Below are 22,826 nucleotides of genomic sequence, written 5' to 3' on the forward strand. Positions count from 1 at the left end.
GGCCAGGTCGGGGCGTTCGGCTGGAGCGTGCGCCCCGGGCGGCCGACGACGAGGTCGTGACAGCGCTCGACAGCACACCCGGGACCGTCCGGGACCCGGACTGGCCGGCCGAGCTGGACCGGCTCGCCGCCCGACCGGAGACCCTGCAGCTGGTCTTCCAGCCCATCGTCGACGTCGCCCGCGGGGTGGTCGCCGGCTACGAGACCCTGGCCCGGTTCCAGGACGCCGACGGCGGTCCCAGCCCGGCCACCCCGGACCGCTGGTTCGCCGCGGCCGACGCCGCGGGGGTGGGGGCCCGGGTGGAGGCGCTCGTCGTCCGACGGTGCCTGGACCTGCGTGCGGACCTGCCGCCCAACTGCTTCCTCACCGTCAACGTCAGCCCGCACCTGCTCACCGAGCCCGAGCTGGCCGACCTGCTGCTGTCCGCCGGGGACCTGGCACCCCTGGTCCTGGAGCTCACCGAGCACCAGGACGTCGCCGACCTGCGGCCGCTGCTGGACGTGCAGGACCGGCTGCGCGACCGGGGCGCGCTGGTCGCCCTGGACGACGCCGGCTCCGGGTACTCGGGCCTCCAGCAGCTCACCGCCGTCCGCCCGCAGCTGATCAAGCTGGACCGGGCCCTGGTCGACGGCGCCGACCGCGACCCGGTGAAGCTGGCACTGGCCCAGCTGCTGGGCGAGTTCGGTGCCCGGATCGACGCCTGGCTGCTCGCCGAGGGCGTGGAGACGTGGGGCGAGATGGAGGCCTTCTCCCGGCTCGGTGTGCCGCTGGCCCAGGGGTACCTGCTGGGCCGCCCGGCGCCGCCGTGGTCCTCGCTGGACCCCGCGGTGGCCGCCCGGCTGCGCGAGGTGCACGTGCGTGGACGGCTGCGGGAGAACGTCGTCAGCCTCGTGGAGCCGGTCGAGCTGGTGCCGGTCGAGGGGGCTCCCACCGGCCGCGGCACCGCCGTCCGGGTCGACGCCCACGGCCACCCGGTCGCCCTGCTGCTCCCGTGGCGCCGCGACCAGGACCCCGGCGGGCACCGGTCGGCGCCGGTGTCGCTGCGGGTGCCGGCCTCCACCGGGACCGCCGAGCTGGCCCGCCGGGTCGCCACCCGACCCGAGGAGACCCGCTTCGACCCCGTCGTCTGCGTGGACGACGTCGGCGCGGTGGTCGGCCTGGTCCGCGTCGAGCACCTGCTCGCCCGGCTGGCCGAACAGCACGACGGCGACCCCGCCTGACCCCTGCACCGCCTGACCCAGACCCCCTCGTGGAGCCCACGCGAGACCAGCACGACCCGAGCACCGCGCCGCGGTGCCGACCCGAGGAGAACACCGTGAAGAGCTTCGCCTGTGGGGACGTCGTCCCCGGTTGCGGCCGTACGTTCAGCGCCGCCGACGAGGACGGCATCCTGGCCCAGGTCGCCGCGCACGCCGGCGCCGACCACGGCCTGACCGAGGTCCCGCCGGCCCTGGTCGCCCAGGTCCGGTCGCGGATCACCGTCGCCGGCTGAGTGGAGGGCGGGGGCGCAGGAGACCTGCGCCCCCGCCCTCCGCTCAGACCACGCGCGGGGCGTTGCCGGTCTCGCTGACCATCGGGCGGCCGGCGTCCTGCCACTCGCCCATGCCGCCGCCCACGTTGACGGCCTCGTAGCCGTTCTGGTTCAGCCAGGCGGCGACCGGGGCCGACCGGCCGCCACCACGGCAGGTCACGTACAGCGGGTCGCCCTCGGGCAGCTCGTCGAGCCGGGCCGGGACGTCGCCCATCGGGATGTGGGTGGCCCCGTCGATGTGCCCGGCGACCCACTCGTCGTCCTCGCGGACGTCGAGCACGACGGCGTCGGCGGGGACCTCGGCGGCGGGCACGGTCGGGACCTGCTGCGGCATCGTCACGCTCTCCATCGTGGCACGCGCCACCGACTGGGAGGATGGCCCACGATGACCCAGCTGCCGCCCGACCGGCCCGCGCCACCCGCCCCGCCCACCGCGGCGGCCCGGCTGCCGGCGTGGTCGCTGTCCCGCGACGCGATCGCGCTGTGGACCGTCGAGGGCGTGCTCGGGACCCTGTTCTGGGTCGCCGTGGTGACGGCGCTGGAGGTCCTCGCGCCCCTGCCCACCTGGCTGCGCGTGCTGCTGCCGGTGCTGGTGGCCGTCGACGCGGTGGTGATGATCGGGGTGCGCCCGCGGCTGCGGTACCGGGTGCACCGCTGGGAGGTCACCGACGAGGCGGTCTACACCCTCACCGGCTGGCTGTCCCGGACCTGGACGCTGGTGCCGGTCTCCCGGATCCAGACCGTCGACGTGACCCGCGGGGTGGTGCAGCAGCTGTTCGGGCTGGCCACCGTGGCGGTGATGACGGCGTCGTCCCAGGGCACCGTGCGGGTGCTGCACCTGGAGGCCGACGTGGCCACCCGGGTGGCCGACGACCTGGCCAGGCGGGCGGAGCGGGTGCGGGACGAGGCCACGTGAGCGGTCCCTGGGGTCAGCCGCAGCCGCAGCCGCACTCGCCGCAGGCGGACCCGGCGCACCCGCCGGCCGGCCGGCGCACGTCGTGGCGGGTCGTGCTGGTGCACACCGCGACCTTCCGGCAGGCCCGGTCGTTCGTCCCGGCCCTGCTGGGGCTGGGCGCCGTCGTCGGCACCCGGCTGGACGCCGGGCCGTGGACCGTCGTGGCCCTCGTGGTCGGGGTGACGCTGGCGTCCCTGGGGTTCGCCGCGCTGTCGTGGTGGCGGTTCAGCTACGCCGACGGCGAGACGGCGATGGTGGTGACCCGCGGCCTGCTGTCCCGCTCGGTGCGCACGGTGCCCAACGACCGGGTGCGCGGCGTGGAGGTCGAGGCGCCCGCGCTGCACCGGGTCTTCGGGCTGGTCCGGGTGCGGGTGGACGCGGCCGCCGGTGCGGTCTCCAACGACGAGGAGGAGCTGGTCGTCGACGGGCTGACCCCCGCCGAGGCCGACCGGCTGCGCACCCACCTGCTCACCCGGCGGGCGCCGGACGTGCCGGCCGAGGCGTTCGAGCCCGAGCCGGTGGAGGAGGAGTTCGCCCGCTTCGACAACCGCTGGCTGCTCTACGCCCCGCTGGTGGGGAGCTACCTGGCCGTGCCGCTGGCCGCCGTCGGCGCGCTGTTCCGGCTGACCGACGAGCTGCCCGACCGGTGGCGGCCGGAGCTGGACCGGCCCGACCTCGCCGACGGCACGGTCGTCGTCCTGGTGGTCGTGGCGGCGGCCCTGCTGCTGGTCGTCGGGGCCGTGGTGGGCAGCGCGCTGGTGAACTGGCGGTTCCGGCTGGTCCGCCGCGGCGGGTCGCTGGTCGCCGTCCGCGGCCTGGTGACCCGGCGGCACACCGAGCTGGAGGTCGACCGGATCCGCGGGGCGGCGGTGTCCGAGGGCCTGGGCATGCGGTGCGTGCGGGCCGCTCGGGCCACGGCCCTGGTCACCGGACTGGGCGATGCGACCCGGCGCGGTCAGCTGCTGCCGCTGGGCCCCCGCGAGGAGGCCTGGGCGCTGGCCCTGCGCCTGGTCGAGGACCCCGGCCCGCTGCGCGCGCACCCGCCGGCCGCGCGCCGGCGCCGGGTGGTGCGGGCGGTCGCCGGCGGGGTCGTGGTCACCGCGGGCGGGGTGCTGCTGCTGGCGCTGACCGGGCAGTGGTGGCTGCTGGCCGTCGGGGTCGTGCTGGCCGTGCTCGGCGTCCCGCTGGGCCTGGGGCGGTACGCGGCCCTGGGGCACGCGGCCGGGCCCCGGTCGTTCACCGTGCGCTCGGGCTGGCTGGTGCGTGAGCAGGTGGTGCTGCAGCGGCGGGCCGTCGTCGGCTGGCAGGTCCGGCAGTCGTTCTTCCAGCGGCGGCAGGGGCTGGCCACCGTGGTGGCGGCGGTCGGCGCCGGCAGCGGTGGCTACCAGGCGCTGGACGTCGCCGCCGCCGACGCCGCGCCCTTCGCGGCCGCGGCATCGGGCCGCTGGGCCGCGACGCTCAGCGACCCCGGCTGAACGACCGCTGCACCGGCACCGCGACGGCGGCCACGAGCACGCCGGCCGAGGGGCCGCCCGAGGTGGGGCGCGGCAGCCACTTCAGGAGGCGTCGAGGACCTCGCGCAGGTGGGCCATCGGGTCGCCCTCGACCGCCCCGTCGACCAGGTCGTCCAGCCACACCCGGAAGGCCGCGGTGCTGCGGGCCACGGTGAGCCGCACCCGCCAGTCGACGGTGCCCCCGGTGCGGTCCACCAGCGCTGCGGCGACCACGCGCTCCCGGTCTCCCAGGCGCATCAGCGGGTGCGCCCGGGCCGCCGGGGCCTGCCGCAGCACCCGGAACAGCCCGGCCGCCCGCTGGTCGTCGGCCACCAGCTCGGCGCCCACCACCAGCAGGGCCGCGTGCAGGGCCGCGGTGTCCGAGACCCCGGCCGGGGTCGCCGCGAGCTCGGCCTGCACCCGGTCGGCGAGAACCCGGGCCGGCTCGGTGAGCACGTCGTCCTTGGTCGGGAAGTAGCGGAAGAACGTGCGCGGGGCGATGCCCGCGGCGGTGCAGACCTCGGCCACCGTCACCTCGTCGTAGCCGCGCTCGGCGAACAGGCCGAAGGCCACGTCGACCACCCGGGCCCGACTGTCGGCCCGCTTGCGCTCCCGCAGCCCGTCCACGTCGTCCTCTCTCCGCTGTGGTGCACCCGACCCGGTGTACGGGACGACGAAGTGGCACACTCTGCCTCGTGGCACAGTCTGCCACTTCCTGTCCTGGCCAGTACACCGTCGTGCCGCGGGACCACGATCCGTTGGAGGACCCCGTGTCCGGAGCCACCCGCACCGCCGCAGCGCCCGCCGCTGCCGCCGAGCCCGACGAGGGCTGGACGGCGCCACAGGTCACGGCGCTGTCCGTCGTCGCCGTCCTGGGCGTCATCGTCGCACTCACCACCTCACTGCTGGTCCCCGTGCTGCCCCAGCTGTCCGCGCAACTGGGGCCCGACACGCCCTGGCTGCTGACCGTCACGCTGCTGGTCGGCGCCGTCGCCGTCCCCGTGTTCGGCCGGCTGGCCGACCTCTACGGCAAGCGGCTGATGCTGGTCGTCGCCGCCGTCGCGCTGACCGTGGGCTCGGTGGTCTGCGCCCTGTCGGACACCCTGGCCTGGCTGATCGTCGGCCGCGGCATCACCGGCCTGGCCACCGCGGCCATCCCGCTGGGCATCAGCCTGATCGGCACCGTGCTGCCGCCGAAGCGGGCCGGCACCGGGATCGCCCTGGTCAGCGCGACGCTGGGCATCGGCGGCGCGCTGGGCCTGCCGCTGGCCGCCTTCATCGCCGAGCACACCGACTACCACGTGCTCTTCTGGATCTGCGCCGTCGGCGGGCTGGTCGCGGTCGTCGGCATCCTGACCGTGCTGCGCGAGGTCCGCACCGAGACGCGCGGCCGGATGGACCTGCCGGGCTCGGTCCTGCTGGCCGCCGCCCTGGTGTCCCTGCTGCTGCCGCTGGCCCAGGCCTCCCGCTGGGGCTGGTCGGACCCGAAGACGATCGGGCTGCTGGTGCTGGCCGCCGTCCTGCTGGTGGTCTTCGTCCTGGTCGAGCGACGGACGGCGTCCCCGCTGGTGGACATGGTCACCAACGCCCGCCCGGCGCTGCTGCTGACCAACGTCGCCTCGGTCTGCGTGGGCTTCGCGCTGTTCGCCAGCCTCATCGGGACGGCGTCCTACGTGCAGGCACCGGAGGCCTCGGGGTACGGCTTCGGCTCCTCGGTGCTGGTCAGCGGCCTGTGCCTGCTGCCCAGCGGCATCGCGATGATCCTGCTGTCCCCGGTGTCGGCGAAGCTGTCGGTGCGGTTCGGCCCCAAGGTCACCCTGGCGCTGGGCTCGGGCGTCATCGCGGTCGGCTTCCTGGGCCGCATCCTGTTCACCGGCTCGTTGTGGGAGGTCGTGGTCTTCACGACCGTCGCCGGTGCCGGCACCGGCATCGCCTACGCCGCCATGCCCAGCCTGGTGCTGCGGGCGGCGCCGAGCTCCGAGTTGGCCGCCGCCAACGGGCTGAACACGCTGGCCCGGTCGGTGGGCAGCTCGCTGGCCAGCGCCATCGGCGGCACCCTGCTGGCCGCCTCCACCCTCACCCTCGGGACGACGGTGCTGCCCTCGCTGACCGCCTACCGGGTGTTGTTCGCCGCCTGCGCGGGCGCCGCGGTGCTCGGTGCGGTCATCGCACTGCTCATCCCGGCGGCGACCCCGGCGGAGCGGGAGGCCGCGCCCGCCTGAGCCGGGGTCAGGCCAGCCGGGAGACCAGTCCGCGGGCGGCGGCGGGGTGGTCCCCGGCGAGGAGGCCGGCGGCGGCCAGCACGTACCGGTCGTCGACGGCGACCTCGGTGCCGGTGAGGACGCCGCCGGCGCCGCCGCGGTCCCCGGCCAGCCGGGCCACGACGGCGTTCCGGGCGGTGCGGTCGGCGTGCCGGAAGACGCCGCCGGACAGCACCACCAGACCCACCCCGCGGGCACTGGCACCGCCCGGGCCGTAGGCGGCCTCGGCCCGCAGGTGCCGGCGCAGCGCGACGGTGGCCGCCGCCTCGCCCAGGGCCAGCGCGCCGTCGGCCAGCGGCGGCAGGCCCTCGGCCCGGGCGGCGGCGCGCAGGTCGGCGACGGCGTGGTGCACGCCGAGGTCGCCCTCGACGGTCCGCCGGTGCGCGGGGACGCCGACGGCCTCCCGGCGCAGCGCGGCCTGCTCGGGGTCCAGGTCGGGCACGCAGTAGACGTCGGTGGTGGCCCCACCGACGTCGAGCACCACCACCCCGGGGACGTCGGCCTCGGCACGCAGCCCGGCCAGCACGACGACGCCGTCGAGCACCGCGTCGGGGGTGACGGCGCGGACCCACTGGCGCAGGCGCGGGTCGGTGGACAGCCGGTCCCCGCCGATGACGTGCTCGAGGAAGACCGCCCGGATGCCGGCTCGGGCCTCGTCGGGCGCGAGCTCGCCGATGTCGGGCAGCACGTTGGCGCAGACCGTCACCGGGTGGCCGCCGGCGCGCAGCACCGCGGCCACCTCGGCCGCGACGTGCGCGTTCCCGGCCAGCACGACCGGTACGGACCCGTCCGCTCCGGCCAGCGCGCCGGCGTTGTGGGTGAGCACCGCGGTGTCGCCGCCGTCGGTGCCCCCCACCAGCAGCACCACGTCGGGACGGGCCGCGGCGAGGGCGGCGAGCGCGGCGTCGTCCAGCCGCCCCGCGGCGACGTGCACGACCCGTGCGCCGGCGGACAGCGCGGCGCGGTGCCCGGCCTCGGCGCTGATGAGCTGCTCGTAGCCGACGACGGCCAGCCGCAGCCCGCCCCCGGCGCTGGAGCAGGCCCGCACCGGCACACCGCCGAACCCGGCGGTCGCCGCCAGCACCCCGCGGACGACGTCGTCGAGCGTGGTGGGCGCCTGCGCGGTCGCCAGCAGCTCCCCGGTGGCGACGTCGACCAGCGCGGCCTTGGTGTACGTCGAGCCGATGTCGACGCAGGCCACGGTGCTCACCCCCGGAACCCAACCAGCCCCGCCCTCCGACCGGAGGACGGGGCAGGTGAGGCGCTGGAACGGCCCCGGTGCAGGGACCCGCGACGTGCGGAGCGCGTCGTGGGGCACCGGGGCCCTTCTTCAGTGCGGGGTGGCCTTCTCGGCGCCGATCCCGGTCAGGGAGCGGACCTCGAGCTCGGCGTACTTGTCGACGTCCGGCTTCTCCTTGCTGAGCATCGTGCCCAGCCAGCCCAGGAAGAAGGCCAGCGGGATCGAGACCAGGCCCGGGTTGTTCAGCGGGAACCAGGAGAAGTCGACGTCCTGGACGAGCGACGTGGACTTGCCCGTGGCGGGGTTGATCGCGCCGCCGGAGACGACCGGGGAGAAGAGGATCGTCACCAGGCAGGAGATCAGCCCGCCGTAGATCGACCACAGCGCGCCCTGGGTGGTGAAGCGCTTCCAGAACAGCGTGTAGAGGATCGTCGGCAGGTTCGCCGAGGCGGCGACGGCGAAGGCCAGCGCCACCAGGAAGGCGATGTTGAGCCCGGCCTGCAGCGCCAGGATGCCCAGCCCGATGGCGACCGCACCGATGACCACCGAGGTGATCCGGGCGACCCGGACCTCCTGCTTGCCGTCGGCCGCGCCCTTCTTGATCACCGAGTTGTAGACGTCGTGGGCGAAGGACGCCGACGCGGTGATCGTGAGCCCGGCGACGACGGCCAGGATCGTGGCGAAGGCGACGCCGGCGATGATGCCCAGCAGCACGGTGCCGCCGAGCTCGAAGGCCAGCAGCGGTGCCGCGGAGTTGACCGCGCCGGGGGCGGCGAGGATCTCGTCGGCCCCGACCAGGGCACCGGCGCCGTAGCCGATGACCAGGCTGAACAGGTAGAAGAACCCGATCAGCCAGATCGCCCAGACCACGGACTTCCGGGCGTCCTTGGCGGTGGGCACCGTGTAGAAGCGCATCAGGACGTGCGGCAGGCCGGCCGTGCCGAGCACCAGGGCCAGGCCCAGGGACACGAAGTCCAGCTTGGAGGTGCCGGTGGCGCCGTACTGGCCCATCGGGGAGAGCACGTCGCGCGGGGTGGCCTGCTGGGCCGCGGTGTCGGCGGCCCCGCCGAGCAGCGAGGACAGGTTGAACCCGTACTTCCCGAGCACCCACACGGTCATCACGAACGCGCCGATGATCAGCAGGGTTGCCTTGATCAGCTGCACGTAGGTGGTGCCGCGCATGCCGCCGACGAGCACGTAGAAGATCATCAACGCGCCGACGACGACGACGGTGAGGGCCTGGGCGGCCTCGCCGCTGACCCCCAGCAGCAGGGTGACCAGTCCGCCGGCGCCGGCCATCTGGGCGAGCAGGTAGAACAGCGAGACGGTCAGCGTGGACAGCGCCGCCGCCGTCCGGACCGGGCCCTGCCGCATCCGGAAGGCCAGGACGTCGGCCATGGTGAACCGGGCGGTGTTGCGCAGCAGCTCGGCGACCAGCAGCAGCGCGACGAGCCACGCCACCAGGAACCCGATGGAGTAGAGGAAGCCGTCGTAGCCGTAGACGGCGATGGCGCCGGCGATGCCCAGGAACGACGCGGCGGACAGGTAGTCACCGGCGATGGCCAGGCCGTTCTGGGTGCCGGAGATGTTGCGCCCGGCGGCGTAGAAGTCGGCGGCGCTGGCGTTGGTGCGGCTGGCCCGGAAGGTGATGACCAACGTGATCAGGACGAAGACGCCGAAGATCGAGATGTTGATGACGGGGTTGCCGATGGTCACTGCTGCTCCCCCGGGAGGAACTGGTGGGCCTCGAGCCGCTCGCGCATCTCGTCGGCCACCGGGTCGGTCTGGCGGGCCGAGTAGGCGACGTAGAGCTGGGTGATGAGGAAGGTCGTCACGAACTGGCCCAGGCCCAGCAGGATGCCGAGGTTGACGTTGCCGAACACGTGGGTGTTCATCAGGTCGACCGCGTAGGTGCTCAGCAGCACGTAGGCCAGGTACCAGGTCAGGAAGGCCACGGTCATCGGGACCGCGAAGCGGCGGAAGCGCCGCTTGAGCTCGGTGAACTCCGGGGAGTCCTGGGCCTGCCGGTACTCCTCGGGGGTGAGCAGCCGGCGTTCGGGTTCGGTCACGGGGTGGCACCTCGCTGTGGGTCCGCTGTGTGGGTGCGCTCACACTAAGGGGTGCCGGTGACGTTCCGGAGTGACCCGGCCCCCGGCGCACCGCAGACGTCACCCGGTGGCAACGCGGGAGGAACGCGGCGGCGGTTGCATGGCTCATGGCCCCGTCCAGGACTGCCCCCTCCCCCGGCTCCACCGGCTGGTTCCCGGTCGCCCGCGCGGCCGACGTCGGCTCCGCACCGCGCGCGGTGGGTGCCGGCGGCCGGCCCTTCGTCGTCGTCCGGTTGCGGCCCGGCGCCGAGGTGACCGCGCTGTCGGCCCGCTGCCCGCACCGCCTGGTGCCGCTCACCACCGGCACCGTCGTCGACGGGCGGCTGCAGTGCGCCTCGCACGGCTGGCAGTTCAACGCCGAGGGCCGCTGCGTGGACATCCCCTCGCTGGGCGCCGAGGGCACCCCACCGCCCCGGGCCGACCTGTCCACCCCGTGGGCGGTGGAGGAGCGGGACGGCTGGGTGTGGATCGCCCCGGAGCGGACGCTGCACCACCGGCCGCCGCGCGCGGTCGCGGGGACGTCGGCCGAGCCGGTGCCCGCCCTCCCGGAGCCGGCCGGCCCGGTGCTGGACAACCTGGACCCGGCCCTGGAGCACGCCTGGCACCCGGTCGCGCTGTCCGACGAGCTCCGGGACGGCGGCTGGCTCGCCGTCCGACTGCTGGGGCGGACCCGGACCCTGGAGCGCCGGGGCGGGGTGCTGACGGTCGACCCGCCCGCGTGGGGGGTGCGCGAGCGGCACGGCGTCGTCCAGGTCGCCCCGCAGGAGCCCCGGGGCGCCGACCTGGAGGTGCCCGGCGAGGACGCCCGATCGCGCTCGGCCTGGCTCCCCCCGGTCCGCACCAGCGCGCCGGCCGCGCCGCTGCTCGACGTCCTGCTCGACGCCGCCCACGCCCCGTTCGCGCACGGCGCCGGGGCCCGCGAGGTCGCCGTCGCCGAGGTCCGGGTCGAGCACGGCGGCTTCTCCGGGGTGCGGGACGACGGGGTGGACCGGTGCACGGTCGTCCTGCGCCCGCCGTTCCAGCTGCTGGTGCGCCGCGTGGCCCCCGACGGTGCGACGACGACGCTGCTGGTGCTGCTGACGCCCGAGGACGCCGACTCCACCCGGGTGTGGACCCGGGTGCTGCTGGGCGGCCCGCAGCGGCCGACCCGCACCGCGGTGGCCACGGAGGCAGCGCGACAGCAGACGCTGCTGGCCGAGGACCTGGCCCTGCTGGAGCTCTCCGGCAGCCCGGGGCTGCCCCTGACCCCACGCGACGAGCTGCACGTGCCCGCGGACCGGCTCGGCGTCGCCCTGCGGCGGGCGTTGGGCGACTTCGTGGTGGCCGCCCGCGCCCCGCTCCGGGAGGAGGGCCGGGAGGAGGGCCGGGAGGAGGGCGACGTGGCCGCCTGAGACCGACCGTCGGGGCCGGGTGCACGATCGGGGACGTGAGCGACGTCTTCGAGCGGGGCACCGACGGGCCCAAGGTCATCGTGGTGGGCGTCGACGGGTCCGACACCTCGCTGCGGGCGGCCAGCTACGCGGCCGGGCTGGCCCGCCGCCAGCACTCCCGGCTGGTGGTCGTGCACGTGCGCACCGGCTTCCCGCCGATGGCCGGGTTGGTGCCCGGGTCGGCCGCGGTGGCCGCCGAGACGGCGACCGAGGTGTCCGCGGAGCTGGAGCGGATGGTCGTGGACGGGGCCGCGCACATCGGCATCCCGGTCGAGTTCCACTCGGTGCGCGGGGACCCGTTCGCCGAGCTGACCCGGCTCGCGGACTCCCTGCTCGCCGACGCCGTCGTCGTGGGCGCCTCGGAGCAGGCCGGGCACCGGCTGGTCGGCTCGATCGCCGTCCGCCTGGTGCGGTCGGGCCGGTGGCCGGTGACCGTCGTCCCCTGAGCCGGGGGCACCGGGCCGTCACCGGCCGGCAGGCCGCTGGCCACCGCCCCGTCCCCGGCGGGTGGGAGGATCGGTCGCGTGCAACGGACCACGCCCAGACCCGGCGCCTTCCTCGAGCTCGACCAGCTCGCCGACCGGACCTTCGACGGCGTCCTCCTGGACATGGACGGGACGCTGATCGACTCCATGGGCGGGTCGATGCGCGCCTGGCGCACGTGGGCCGCCGAGCACGACGTGGACCCGGCGGCGCTGACCGCGCTGGGCGGCCGCCCGGCCAGCCAGATCGTCGCCTCGCTGCTGCCCGCCGACCGGGTGGCGGCCGGGCTGGCGCGCATCCACGAGCTGGAGGTCGCCGAGGCCCTCGCCGGCATCGCCGTGCTGCCCGGGGTGCTGGAGGCCTTCACCGCGCTCCCGGCGAACCGGGTCGCGATCGTGACCTCCTGCACCGGTCCGCTGCTGGAGGCGCGACTGACCGGGTCCGGGCTGCGCCGCCCGCGCGAGGTGGTCTGCGTGGACGACCTGACCAACGGCAAGCCCGCGCCCGACCCGTTCCTGCTGGGCGCGCACCGCATCGGCGTCGACCCGCACCGGTGCCTCGTCGTCGAGGACGCCCCGGCCGGACTGGCCGCCGGGCGGGCCGCCGGCTGCGCCACCCTGGCCGTGGGCGACACCCACCACCACAGCGAGCTCGAGGCGGACGGCTACGCCCCGGACCTGGGCCACGTCCGGTTCGGCAGCACGCCGGCGGGGATCACCGTCACCGCTCGCTGATCCCCACGCGGGGCGTCGACGAGAAGGTCACCGGCCATTCGGTGTCGACACGTCACCATGGCGACAGGAATGGTCGATGACCATTCCTGGGATCCTTTCCAGGAATTGTTCGACTCGAGTGGATTACTCGTGTCAGCAGTCGTAACCAGGGGCGTCGCTGCAGGTCAGGGCGGCGCGACCCCTCCCCTCGCGGCGTGCGGGTCGCTCATCCCCCGCGTTCCCCGCTCCGAGGAGTCCCCCGTGTCCGACAACCAGAAGCCCTCCGTTCTCACCGGTTGGTTCGCCGACCGGCCCGTCCGCACCAAGGTCCTCGGGGCGGTGGGGGTGGCCGCGGTGGCCGCGACCGCGATCGGGGTCCTCGGACTCGTGGCGCTGTCCTCGAACGCCGAGCGGAGCGAGACGGTGATCACCGAGAACGTCGCCAAGCTGGAGCAGCTGAGCACCATCCGCGACGACCTGCGCGAGCTGCGGATCGCCGTCCGGGACTCCCTCATCGCCCCCGACGCCGCCGCCCGCGAGACCGCGCTGTCCACGATCGACGACAGGCTGGCCACCGCGCGGACCGACATCGGTGTCTACGCCGCCGGGACCGGCGGTCAGCAGGCCACCCTGGTGCAGGACCTGGGCGCGAAGGTCGACGAGTGGGAGGCCTTCCACACCTCGACCCTGCTGCCCCTGGAGCGCACCTCGGACAACGCCGCCTGGGTCGCCGCCAACGACAGCCAGCGGCTGCTCCCCGAGGCCATGGAGATCGCCGTCTCGCTGGGCGACCTCGACGAGGCCGCCAGCAACGCCGCCATCGCCGACATGCAGTCCTCGGCCGCCACCGCCCGCACCACCTCGATCGCCGTGCTCGTCGGCGGGCTGGCCGCGGCCCTGGCGATCGCCTGGTTCGTGGCCGGTGGCATCGCCGGCGGGGTCCGGAAGGTGCAGGTCATGGCCCAGGCCCTCGCCGACGGCGACCTGACCAAGACCACCGGGCTCACCAGCGCCGACGAGATCGGCCAGATGGGCCGCGCGCTGGACGGCGCCGTCGCCGACCTGCGCACCCTGATGGCCTCCGTCGTCTCCTCCGCCGACGCGGTCGCTGCCTCCAGCGAGGAGCTGTCGGCGTCCTCGGCGCAGATCTCGGCGTCGGCGGAGGAGACCGCGGTCCAGTCCGGCGTCGTGTCCGGAGCGGCCGACGAGGTGTCCCGCAGCGTGGCCACCGTCGCCGCCGGTGCCGAGGAGATGAGCGCGTCGATCCGGGAGATCGCGCAGAGCGCCAACGAGGCGGTCCGGGTCGCCGGCACCGCGGTGACCGAGGCCGAGGCCACGAACGCCACCATCACCAAGCTGGGGCTGTCGTCGAAGGAGATCGGCGACGTCGTCAAGGTCATCACCTCCATCGCCGAGCAGACCAACCTGCTGGCCCTCAACGCCACCATCGAGGCCGCCCGCGCCGGCGAGGCAGGCAAGGGCTTCGCCGTGGTCGCCAACGAGGTCAAGGAACTGGCCCAGGAGACCGCTCGCGCCACCGAGGACATCGCCCGCCGGGTGGAGGCCATCCAGGCCGACACCGGAGGCGCCGTCGCCGCGATCGGCCGGATCGGTGAGGTCATCGGCCAGATCAACGACTACCAGATGACCATCGCCTCAGCCGTGGAGGAGCAGACCGCCACGACCAACGAGATGTCCCGCAGCGTGGCCGAGGCGGCGGGCGGCACCACCGAGATCGCCGCCAACATCACCGGTGTCTCCACCGCGGCCGGCACCACCACCGAGGCACTGGGCCAGACCCGGGTGGCCGTGGACGAGCTGTCCCGGATGGCCGCCGACCTGCGCACCACCGTCGGCCGCTTCACCTACTGACCCCGGAGGGGGCCCGGCAGCTCGTGGCACGCACCGGCCGCACGTGCCAACCTGGACGCGTGGTCGTGTTGTCAGAGCTGCCGGGCCGCCCCTGCCCCATCGCCGCGGCCCTCGAGGTGGTCGGGGACCGGTGGGCGCTGCTGGCGGTGCGCGAGGTGCACCTGGGCGCACACCGCTTCTCCGACGTCCTGGCCGGCACCGGCGCACCGCGCGACCGGCTCGCCGCCCGGCTCAAGGACCTGGTGGCCGCCGGGGTGCTGGAACGCCGGCCCTACCAGGACTCCCCGCCACGCTCGGACTACCACCTGACCGAGGCCGGGCAGGACCTCGTGCCGGTGCTGGGCGCCCTCAAGGCGTGGGGACGGCGGTGGGCCGTGGACGAGCCCGCCGCCGAGGAGGAGCTCAGCCCTCGTTGACCCGCAGCCGGTCGAGCAGACCGGTGACCTCCAACGGGCCGGTGACCACCCGGTGCGTGGCGACGATGCGCAGCTGCTTGCCCGCCGCGTCCGCGGCCTTGCTCACCTCGACCAGCGCGGTGATCCCGGCCGACCCGAAGAAGTCCACGTCGTCGAGGTCGACGGTGAGCCGCGCCGGGGCGTCGCCGAGCGCGGTCAGCAGCTGGCGGGGTAACCGCGGGTTGGAGTAGTTGTCCAGCACCCCGGAGACCGCGACGCGCAGGTCGCCCGCGGTGTCGGGCTCCCCGACGGTCAGCTGGAACGGCCGTCGGCCCTCGTCGGCGGGGTCGGTCGTCGTGCTGTTGATGATGTCCTCGTTCCAGCGCTGGTCAGGCCTCGGAGAGCGTGACACCGGTCGTGGCGGTCCGCACCCGCAGACCTCCCCCCGGGGGCGGACCCCACCTCGTCCCGGGGGACGACGACAGGGCCCGCCGGGCTGCCTAGGGTCGGGGCGTGGAGCGGCAGCCGGTGGTGGAGCGCGTCTCGCGCCGACTGCGCGCGCACCCCTTCGCGGTCGACGCGGTCGTCGCCGGGCTGCTGGTCCTCGTCTGCCTGGCCCTGGAGACCTCCACCTACCCCTCCCAGCCCGGGACGGCGGTACTGGTCTCCCTGGCGTTGCTGGTCCCGCTGGCCTGGCGCCGCACGTCGACGGTGCGCGCGGCCGTCGCGGTGCTGGGCGCGGGCCTGGTCGAGGTGGTCCTGGTCAGCGACTTCCTGCTGGCGAACGTGGCTGTCCCGGTCATGGTCCACGCCCTGGCCGCCTACGCCCCGCGACCCTGGCGCAAGGCGGGCCTGGTGCTCGGACTGCTCGGCGCACTGCTGGCCGCCTTCCGCTACTTCGGCGGCGTCTACATCGGCAGCAGCACCGACCTGATCCGGGGGACGGTGTTCTCCGCCGTGGCGATCGGGGTGCTGGTGCTGGCCACCTGGGCGCTCGGCGACCTCAAGCGGTCCCGGCTGCAGCGCGAGCAGGCCCTGCGCGAGCGGGCCGACCTGCTGGAGCTGGAGCGCGACCAGGAGATGCGCCTGGCCGCCGGGGCCGAGCGGGCCCGGATCGCCCGGGAGATGCACGACGTCGTCGCGCACTCGCTGTCGGTGGTCATCGCCCAGGCCGACGGCGGTCGGTACGCCGGGCGCACCGACCCGGCGGCGGCCACCGGCGCGCTGGAGCAGATCGCAGCCACCGGGCGGCAGGCGCTGACCGACATGCGGTCGCTGCTGGGCGTGCTGCGCGAGGACGGCGTCCAGGAGTTCGCCCCGCAGCCCGACGTCGCGGCGATCCCCGGGCTGGTGGAGGACGTGCGGCGCAGCGGGTTGGACGTCGACCTGATCACCGAGGGCCAGCCGGTCGAGCTGGCCGCCGGGTCCCAGCTGGCGGCCTACCGGATCGTCCAGGAGTCGCTGACCAACGTGCTCAAGCACGCCGGGCCGGCCAGCCGGGCCTGGGTGCGGCTGCAGTGGCGGGCCCAGGCCCTGGAGCTGTCGGTCCTGGACGACGGCCGCGGGGCCTCCGCGGCGACGGACGGCGCCGGGCACGGCGTGCTCGGCATGCGCGAGCGCGCCCAGCTGCACGGCGGGCGGCTGGAGGCCGGCCCCCGGCACGGCGGCGGGTTCGGGGTGCACGCGGTGCTGCCCTACCGTCAGGCCCGATGACGAGCACCCAGCCTATCCGCGTCGTCCTCGTCGACGACCAGCAGATGGTGCGGGCCGGGTTCCGGATGGTCATCGACTCCCAGCCCGACCTGACGGTCGTGGGCGAGGCCGGGGACGGCTCGCAGGTGGTCGACGTGCTGCGCCGCACCCCGGCCGACGTCGTCCTGATGGACGTCCGGATGCCCGGCACGGACGGCATCGAGGCCACCCGCGCGGTGACGGCGCTGCCCGACCCGCCCCGGGTGGTGGTGCTGACCACCTTCGACCTCGACGAGTACGTGGTGGCTGCGATCGGGGCCGGGGCCAGCGGCTTCCTGCTCAAGGACGCCGCCCCGGAGGAGATGCTGGCCGCGGTCCGCACGGTGCACGCGGGGGACTCCGTCATCGCGGCCAGCTCGACCCGACGGCTGCTGCAGCACGTGGCCCCGCTGCTGCGCGAGGAGCGCAGCGCCGGCCCGCAGGGGCCCGAGCCGGCCCTGGCCGAGCTGACCCCGCGCGAGCGGGAGGTGCTGGTGCAGATGGCCTACGGCGCGTCGAACACCGAGATCGCCACCGGCCTGTTCGTCAGCGAGGCCACGGTGAAGACCCACGTCGGCCGGGTGCTGGCCAAGACCGGCTCGCGCGACCGGGTGCAGGCCGTGGTGCTCGCGTTCCGGTCCGGGCTGGTCCGTCCCGACGACCTGCTGCGGGACGCCGCACACTGAGCCGGTGCGGGAGTCCCGGGTCGTCGCCGCGCACCGCGCCGACCTGCTGACCACCGCCTTCCTGCTCGAGGCCGGCGGGGGGGACGAGGCTGCCGCCGAGGACCGGGTCGACCGGGCCCTGGCCCGGCTGCCCGCCGACGCCGATCGCACCGCGGCACTGCGTGCCCTGCTCCGCACCCGCCGGACCCGCAGCGCACTGGCCGGCGAGCCGGCCGCCCCGTGGTGGGTGTCCCCCGCCGACCTGGCTGCCGCGCGCACGACCGCGGTCGCACTCGGTGGCCTGTCCGACGCCGACCGGGCCGCGGTCGTGCTCGCCGACCACGAGGACCTCGACCCGGCCGGGCTGGTGCCCGGCCCGGTCGACGAGCGGCTGGCCCGGGCGCGGGCGGCCCTCGGCGGGGACGCACGGGCCGGGCTCGCGCGGCTGGCCGGTACCCGCCGTCCCCCCGCCCGCGACGACGACGAGGCGGTGGCCGCCGTTCGCGGGCTGCGCCGGCGGCGGCTGCTGCGACCGGTCGCCGTGCTGGCGGTGCTCGCCGTCCTGGCCGTGCTGCTGCCCGGGGCCCTGCAGCGGATCGGCGGTCCGGCCGCGGAGCGGCCCGGTCCCTCGGCACCGCTGGCCGGGCCGGCGCGCGGCTCGCTGGCCGGCGACGACGACCTGCTCGCCGCCCTCCGCGACGCCGCGGGCACCGACGCGCTGACCGACCGCCGGGTGGTCTTCGCCGGGGACCTGCTGGACCGGCGGTGGGTGCTGGTCGTCGGCACGGACGGCGGCACCGACGGCGGCACCGACGGCGACCCCTCCGGCGGGGACCTGCTCGGCCTGTGGTCGACCGGCCCGGCCGGCGCCGGCCCCGCGGAGCTGACACCGGCCAACCGCCCGGTCGTGCTGCGTCCCGACCAGCCCGCCGCGCTGCTGGAGGGCACCGCCCTGGTGGTCGTGGCCGGCCGGGAGGAGGGCGTGCGGGTCTCCCCCGGCCAGCTGGTGGGCCCGGCGGGGAGCGTGCAGCGGGTCTACGCCGCGCAGCCGGTGGCCGACGGGGTGGCCGCCGTCGCGATCGCGACGCCGGACACCTCGGGCCGGGCGGTCCGGGTGCAGGTGGCCCGGACCGGGACGACGAGCCCGCTGACCCTGACCCCGGTGCCCGTGACCCTCGCCGACCGCCCGGTCGCGCGGCCGGCGCTGCCCACCGCCGTCCCGGTCCGGCCGACCGGCGTCCCCGACCCCGACGCCGTGGCGGCCGCCCTGCTGTCGGTCACCGTGCCGACCGGTCTGGACCCCGCCCCGCTCACCCCGGCGCTGCTGTGGGCCGGAGCGGTGCCCGGGCCCTCCGGCCGGGTCGTGCAGGGCGTCGTCCTGGCGGTGACCGTGCCCGGGGGCGCCGTCGTGGTGAGCACCGCGGTGGCCGGCCGGCGTGCCGACGGCACGCTGCAGCAGGTGGGGTGCGGCATGCAGACGTGGCCGGCCGGCACCCCGGTCGCGGGCCTGGTGGTCGCCGCCCGGTGCACCGTGGGCGACCGGGTCGCCGACGTCTCCTCCAGCACCGTCCTCGTCGTCGCACCCCCCGGGACGGCGTCCGTGACGCTGCTCGACGGCGGCGCCGACGTGCCCCCGGCCCTCCCGTTGCCCGGCGGGGTGGGCCTGCGGCCCGACGACGACCGCACGGTGACCGCCGTCCAGCTCCCCGACCGGACCCGCCAGGCGGTCACCGCAGCCGGGCCGGGGGACCTCCTCGAGGAGTGAGTCCGCCCCGGGGACGACCCGGGTCCACCCACGGGGGCAGCACGGGGAGGACACAGTCGGGACCCAGCTCCGACGCGGCGGGGGCCCGGCACGCAGCACGGTGGACACGTCCCGGTCCCCCGTCCTCAGGAGCCCCCGTGCCCGACAGCGCCGTCCCCCTCATGACCGTCCCCGGTGGTGGGCCCGGTGGTGCGTCAGCCCCGCCGGTCACCGCCGCCGTCCGCGCGCAGGGCCTGCGCAAGACCCACGGCCGCGGCGACACCGCCGTGCACGCGCTGGCCGGGGTCGACGTCGCCTTCGACCGCGGGGCCTTCACCGCGATCATGGGCCCCTCCGGGTCGGGCAAGTCCACCCTGATGCACTGCCTGGCCGGGCTGGACACCGCGACCGCCGGGCAGGTCTGGCTGGGCGACACCGAGCTGACCAGCCTGCCCGACGACCAGCTCACCCGGTTGCGGCGCGAGCGGATCGGCTTCGTGTTCCAGTCGTTCAACCTGCTGCCCGTGCTGGACGCCCGGGACAACATGGTGCTGCCGATGCAGCTGGCCGGGCGGCGCCCGGACCCGGCCTGGATGGACGACGTCGTCGCCCGGCTGGGCCTGCGGGACCGGCTCGGGCACCGCCCGCACGAGCTGTCCGGCGGCCAGCAGCAGCGCGTGGCCGTCGCCCGCGCCCTGCTGCCCCGACCCGACGTCGTCTTCGCCGACGAGCCGACCGGCAACCTGGACTCCCGGTCCGGTGCGGAGGTCCTGGGGCTGCTGCGCTCCAGCGTCCGGGAGACCGGGCAGACCGTCGTCATGGTCACCCACGACCCGGTCGCCGCCGCCTACGCCGACCGGGTCGTCCTGCTGGCCGACGGGCGGCTGGCCGGCGAGGTGCACTCCCCCACCGCCGACGCCGTGATCGACGCGCTCCGCGGGCTGGGTGGCTGACGTGCGCACCGTCCTCCTCGCCCAGGTCCGGGCCAACGCCGGCCGGCTGATCGCCTCGATGCTGGCGATCGTCATCGCGGTGGCCTTCGTCGTCGCCACGCTGGTCCTCAACGAGACCACCCGCTCCACCGTGCTGGCCTCGGTCGGCGCGCAGTACGTCGGCACCGACCTGGTGCTGACCTCCACGGACGGCGAGTCGCTGGCCGACATCGTCGAGCCGGTGTCCGGCGTCCCCGGGGTGCAGGCCGTCGCGCCCGAGTGGGACACCTCCGTCCAGGCCGTGCTGCCCGACCGGACCGGCGCCCGCTACGTCGCCGTCACCGCCCTGGCCGAGGACCCGCTGCTGCGCTGGCAGCAGCTGTCCGCCGGGGCGTACCCCACCGGTCCGGGCGAGATCCTGCTCGCCGAGACCGAGGGCGTGGCCGTCGGCGACACCCTCCCGGTGACCTCCTACGACGCCGCCGGCCAGCTGGTCGAAGGCGAGGTGACCGTCACCGGCCTGGTCGACCTGTCCGGCACGGTCACCGGGGGCCTGTTCACCCAGGGCTTCGTGACGCCGGACCAGGCCCGGGCCTGGGGAGCGACCGTCACCGAGCTGCGCATCGCCGGCGACCCCGACCGGACCGAGCTGCAGATGTCCTACGCGACCCGCTACACGGAGCTGACGACCGGCGAGGAGACCGCGGAGCAGGCCGCCGCGGCGATCACCGGCGGGGCCACCGCGCTGACCGCCGTGCTGCTGGTCTTCGCCACCGTGGCCGTGCTGGTCGCCGGGCTGGTCATCGCCAACACCTTCGCCGTGCTGCTGGCCCAGCGGACCCGCGAGCTCGCCCTGCTGCGCTGCGTGGGCGCGACCGCCCGGCAGGTGCGGCGCAGCGTGCTCGGCGAGGCGCTGCTGACCGGCGTCGTCGCCTCCGTGCTCGGCGTGCTGGCCGGCATCGGGTTGGCCGCCGGGGTCTCCGCGGTCGCCGGCGCGCTGGACTCGCCGATCCCGCTGTCCGGGGTCTCGGTGCCCCCGCTGGCCGTCGTGGTCGGCCTGCTGCTGGGCACCGTCGTCACCGTGGTGGCGGCGCTCGCCCCGGCCCGGGCGGCGACCCGGGTGGCCCCGCTGGCCGCGCTCCGCCCGGTCGACCCGGCGCCGCTGCGTTCCCGCGGCGGGGTGCTGCGCCTGGCCCTGGGGCTCGCGCTGGCCGTCCCGGGCGCGGCGCTGACCGTCTACGGCGCTGCCGTCGGCCAGGTGCTCGTCGCCCTGCCCGGCGGGGCGCTGAGCTTCCTCGGCGTCGTGCTGCTCGCCCAGCGCGCCGTCCCCCCGGTGGTCGCGGCGGCCGGTCGGCTGCTGGGCCGGGTCGGCGGGGTGCCCGCCCGGCTGGCCACCGGCAACGCGACCCGCAACCCCCGCCGGACGGCGGCGACCGCGACGGCGCTGCTCATCGGCGTCACGCTGACCACCGCGATGGTGGTGGGCGCCGCCTCCACCAAGGCCACCGCCGCGGCCGGGCTGGACGCCGCCTACCCGACGGACGTCGTCGTGGACGACTTCGGCTCCGCGCTGCCGCCCTCGCTGCTGGACCAGCTGACCGGTGTGGACGGCCTCCAGGCCGGCGTCGGGATCACCGTGGGCACGGTGACCGGCCCCGACGGCGAGCCGGTCGAGGTCGACGGGTTCGACACCGCCGCGACGCAGCCGGTGCTGCGCTCGGGGACCGACCAGCCGCTGCCCGGGCTGGGTGAGGTCGTGCTGCCGGCGTACACGATGGACCTCTACGGGGTGTCGGCCGGCGACCAGGTCACCTTCACCCAGGACGGCCGCTCGCTGACCATGACCGCGGTCGCCGGCACCGACGACGTGTACACCCCCCGGCTGACCGCGACGGAGCTCGCCGCCCTGGTCCCCGACGCCCCGGTCGGGCGGCTGTGGCTGCGGCTGGCCGACTCCGCCGACGCGGACGCCACCGCCGAGGAGGTCACCGACCTGGTGGGCACCGCCGTCCCGAGTGCGCTGGTCACGGGCCTGGCCAGCGAGCGGGCCGCGCTGGACGGCGTGCTGGACACCATGCTGCTGGTGGTCACCGGCCTGCTGGGCGTCGCGGTGGTGATCGCGCTGATCGGGGTGGGCAACACCCTGGCCCTCTCGGTGGTGGAACGGCGGCAGGAGTCCGGCCTGCTCCGGGCGCTGGGTCTGACCCGCGGCCAGCTGCGTGGGCTGCTGGCCTGGGAGGCCGCCCTGGTCGCCGGGGTCGCCGCCGTCCTCGGGGTGCTGCTGGGCGGGGCGTACGGGCTGGCCGGGGCGGCCTCGGTGCTCGGTGCGCTGTCCCCCGACGGCACCGTGGTGAGCGTGCCGTGGACCCAGGTGCTGGCCATCGTCGTGGTGGCCACGGTCGCGGGGCTGCTGGCCTCGGTGCTGCCGGCCCGGCGGGCCGCCCGGACCTCACCGGTGGCCGCGATCGCCGGCTGAGCCCCGCCCGCGCCCCCGCCGCCCCGCCCTCCGGTCGTCGCCGGTGGGCGGGGCGACGGACGCGCGCAGCGGACCGTCCGTACCCGCATCCTGACCCACAGCGACGAATACGCAGGTCAGGACGGTGATCGACGTGCGCGGACGGCGCCACCGTGCTGCCCTGGGGTCGACGACGGGGAGGTCGAGCACATGGTGCGTGACGACGGGGCCGACGACGACCGGCCCGAGGACGACCGGCCCGAGGACGACGCGACCGCCGTGCTGCCCTGGCTGGACCCGGACGCCTCGACCTACGGCAAGCACGCCGACACCGGACCGCTGCCGGTCGTCGTGGTGTCGGGCCCTGTGGTGTCCGACCCCGTGGTGGCCGACCCCGCGCCGTCCGACCCCGCGCCGTCCGACCCCGCGCCCGCCGCGCCGCGCCCGCTGGTCACCGCCCGGCCGGTCACCCGCCCCCCGGCCCGCCGCCGGGCGACGCCGGTCGCCGCGGTGGCCCTGGGCGCCGGGGCCCTCGCCGTCGGCGGGCTGGCCGTGCTGGCCGCTTCCGGCAGCCCCGACGCCGACGTCACCGACCCGTCCGTGGCGGCGGCGGAGGCCACCACCTCGGCGCCCGGCACCGCCGCGGACACCACGGTGGGCGGCCCCACCGACGGCCTCCCCACCGACGACCAGGACCTCGGCGCGGTGAGCGCCCCGCCCAGCTCGCCCGTCGCCCAGCCGCCGTCCGCCCAGCCGCCCGCCGCCCAGTCGCCCGCCGCCGCGACGCCCGACCCCGGCACGGTCCCGCCCGCCGCCGA

21 protein-coding genes and 1 pseudogene are annotated in these 22,826 nt (G+C 76.2%); 16 read left to right on the plus strand and 6 right to left on the minus strand.

Annotated elements, in window-relative coordinates; all coding sequences use genetic code 11:
- Positions 1-56: 56 nt before the first annotated feature.
- Both AC0IVP_RS14020 and AC0IVP_RS14025 read left to right on the plus strand, forming a co-directional pair.
- Complete coding sequence (locus AC0IVP_RS14020; RefSeq protein ID WP_471757290.1) at positions 57-1,220, plus strand: EAL domain-containing protein; 1,164 nt, start codon at positions 57-59, stop codon at positions 1,218-1,220.
- A gap of 95 nt (positions 1,221-1,315) precedes the next feature.
- On the plus strand, positions 1,316-1,492 hold the full coding sequence (locus AC0IVP_RS14025) for a DUF1059 domain-containing protein (protein WP_082556574.1): 177 nt from the start codon (positions 1,316-1,318) through the stop codon (positions 1,490-1,492).
- 43 nt (positions 1,493-1,535) lie between these two features.
- On the opposite strand, the gene AC0IVP_RS14030 is transcribed toward AC0IVP_RS14025, so the two are convergent.
- Positions 1,536-1,865, minus strand: coding sequence for a rhodanese-like domain-containing protein (locus AC0IVP_RS14030; RefSeq protein ID WP_471757320.1), 330 nt, complete (start codon positions 1,863-1,865; stop codon positions 1,536-1,538).
- Between the two features lie 51 nt (positions 1,866-1,916).
- Between AC0IVP_RS14030 and AC0IVP_RS14035 the strand changes: the two genes are divergently transcribed.
- The gene (locus AC0IVP_RS14035; RefSeq protein WP_471757292.1) at positions 1,917-2,447 is read left to right on the plus strand and encodes a PH domain-containing protein; all 531 of its coding nucleotides are present in this window, start codon (positions 1,917-1,919) and stop codon (positions 2,445-2,447) included.
- Entirely contained in the window at positions 2,444-3,961 is a 1,518-nt protein-coding gene (locus AC0IVP_RS14040) for a PH domain-containing protein (protein WP_471757294.1), read from the plus strand. The genes AC0IVP_RS14035 and AC0IVP_RS14040 overlap by 4 nt, the downstream gene beginning before the upstream one ends.
- Positions 3,962-4,042: 81 nt before the next feature.
- On the opposite strand, the gene AC0IVP_RS14045 is transcribed toward AC0IVP_RS14040, so the two are convergent.
- Positions 4,043-4,606 carry a TetR family transcriptional regulator gene (locus AC0IVP_RS14045; RefSeq protein ID WP_471757296.1) on the minus strand — a complete coding sequence of 188 codons (564 nt, stop codon included), beginning with the start codon at positions 4,604-4,606 and terminating at the stop codon, positions 4,043-4,045.
- 143 nt (positions 4,607-4,749) lie between these two features.
- On the opposite strand from AC0IVP_RS14045, the gene AC0IVP_RS14050 reads away from it, so the two are divergent.
- A complete protein-coding gene (locus AC0IVP_RS14050) occupies positions 4,750-6,201 on the plus strand; it encodes an MFS transporter (RefSeq protein ID WP_471757298.1) in 1,452 nt (483 codons plus the stop codon).
- 7 nt (positions 6,202-6,208) lie between these two features.
- Here AC0IVP_RS14050 and AC0IVP_RS14055 read toward each other — a convergent pair whose 3' ends face one another.
- The 3 genes from AC0IVP_RS14055 to AC0IVP_RS14065 all read right to left on the minus strand — a co-directional run bounded on the left by AC0IVP_RS14055 (position 6,209) and on the right by AC0IVP_RS14065 (position 9,549).
- Positions 6,209-7,450 carry a glutamate mutase L gene (locus AC0IVP_RS14055; protein WP_471757300.1) on the minus strand — a complete coding sequence of 414 codons (1,242 nt, stop codon included), beginning with the start codon at positions 7,448-7,450 and terminating at the stop codon, positions 6,209-6,211.
- 120 nt (positions 7,451-7,570) lie between these two features.
- Positions 7,571-9,196 (minus strand): solute symporter family protein, encoded by a 1,626-nt coding sequence (locus tag AC0IVP_RS14060; protein WP_471757302.1) that lies wholly within the window; start codon positions 9,194-9,196, stop codon positions 7,571-7,573.
- Entirely contained in the window at positions 9,193-9,549 is a 357-nt protein-coding gene (locus AC0IVP_RS14065) for a DUF485 domain-containing protein (RefSeq protein ID WP_056290762.1), read from the minus strand. The genes AC0IVP_RS14060 and AC0IVP_RS14065 overlap by 4 nt, the downstream gene beginning before the upstream one ends.
- Before the next feature lie 146 nt (positions 9,550-9,695).
- Here AC0IVP_RS14065 and AC0IVP_RS14070 point away from each other — a divergent pair, with 146 nt between their 5' ends.
- The 5 genes from AC0IVP_RS14070 (at position 9,696) to AC0IVP_RS14090 (ending at position 14,502) form a co-directional block, all read left to right on the plus strand.
- The gene (locus AC0IVP_RS14070) at positions 9,696-10,979 is read left to right on the plus strand and encodes a Rieske 2Fe-2S domain-containing protein (protein ID WP_471757304.1); all 1,284 of its coding nucleotides are present in this window, start codon (positions 9,696-9,698) and stop codon (positions 10,977-10,979) included.
- A 35-nt stretch (positions 10,980-11,014) separates the two neighbouring features.
- Entirely contained in the window at positions 11,015-11,464 is a 450-nt protein-coding gene (locus AC0IVP_RS14075; protein WP_200938729.1) for a universal stress protein, read from the plus strand.
- A 78-nt stretch (positions 11,465-11,542) separates the two neighbouring features.
- On the plus strand, positions 11,543-12,235 hold the full coding sequence (locus AC0IVP_RS14080) for an HAD-IA family hydrolase (RefSeq protein WP_471757306.1): 693 nt from the start codon (positions 11,543-11,545) through the stop codon (positions 12,233-12,235).
- Positions 12,236-12,475: 240 nt separating this feature from the next.
- Positions 12,476-14,086 carry a methyl-accepting chemotaxis protein gene (locus AC0IVP_RS14085; protein WP_471757308.1) on the plus strand — a complete coding sequence of 537 codons (1,611 nt, stop codon included), beginning with the start codon at positions 12,476-12,478 and terminating at the stop codon, positions 14,084-14,086.
- Between the two features lie 59 nt (positions 14,087-14,145).
- Positions 14,146-14,502, plus strand: a complete 357-nt coding sequence (locus AC0IVP_RS14090; protein WP_082556578.1) for a winged helix-turn-helix transcriptional regulator — start codon at positions 14,146-14,148, stop codon at positions 14,500-14,502.
- Here the strand turns inward: AC0IVP_RS14090 and AC0IVP_RS14095 are convergent.
- On the minus strand, positions 14,489-14,893 hold the full coding sequence (locus AC0IVP_RS14095; protein WP_082556579.1) for an STAS domain-containing protein: 405 nt from the start codon (positions 14,891-14,893) through the stop codon (positions 14,489-14,491). The genes AC0IVP_RS14090 and AC0IVP_RS14095 overlap by 14 nt on opposite strands.
- Positions 14,894-14,994: 101 nt before the next feature.
- On the opposite strand from AC0IVP_RS14095, the gene AC0IVP_RS14100 reads away from it, so the two are divergent.
- The 6 genes and pseudogenes from AC0IVP_RS14100 to AC0IVP_RS14125 form a co-directional block, all read left to right on the plus strand.
- Positions 14,995-16,194 (plus strand): sensor histidine kinase, encoded by a 1,200-nt coding sequence (locus AC0IVP_RS14100; protein ID WP_471757310.1) that lies wholly within the window; start codon positions 14,995-14,997, stop codon positions 16,192-16,194.
- Positions 16,191-16,898, plus strand: a complete 708-nt coding sequence (locus tag AC0IVP_RS14105) for a response regulator (protein WP_471757312.1) — start codon at positions 16,191-16,193, stop codon at positions 16,896-16,898. The genes AC0IVP_RS14100 and AC0IVP_RS14105 overlap by 4 nt, the downstream gene beginning before the upstream one ends.
- A gap of 4 nt (positions 16,899-16,902) precedes the next feature.
- Positions 16,903-18,642 carry a hypothetical protein gene (locus AC0IVP_RS14110; protein ID WP_471757314.1) on the plus strand — a complete coding sequence of 580 codons (1,740 nt, stop codon included), beginning with the start codon at positions 16,903-16,905 and terminating at the stop codon, positions 18,640-18,642.
- A 137-nt stretch (positions 18,643-18,779) separates the two neighbouring features.
- Complete coding sequence (locus tag AC0IVP_RS14115; protein WP_471757316.1) at positions 18,780-19,574, plus strand: ABC transporter ATP-binding protein; 795 nt, start codon at positions 18,780-18,782, stop codon at positions 19,572-19,574.
- Between the two features lies 1 nt (position 19,575).
- Positions 19,576-22,029 (plus strand): ABC transporter permease, encoded by a 2,454-nt coding sequence (locus tag AC0IVP_RS14120; RefSeq protein WP_471757318.1) that lies wholly within the window; start codon positions 19,576-19,578, stop codon positions 22,027-22,029.
- A 189-nt stretch (positions 22,030-22,218) separates the two neighbouring features.
- Positions 22,219-22,826, plus strand: a pseudogene (locus tag AC0IVP_RS14125) (hypothetical protein); the annotation flags it as partial.

This window comes from Klenkia sp. AC732, assembly GCF_979256525.1.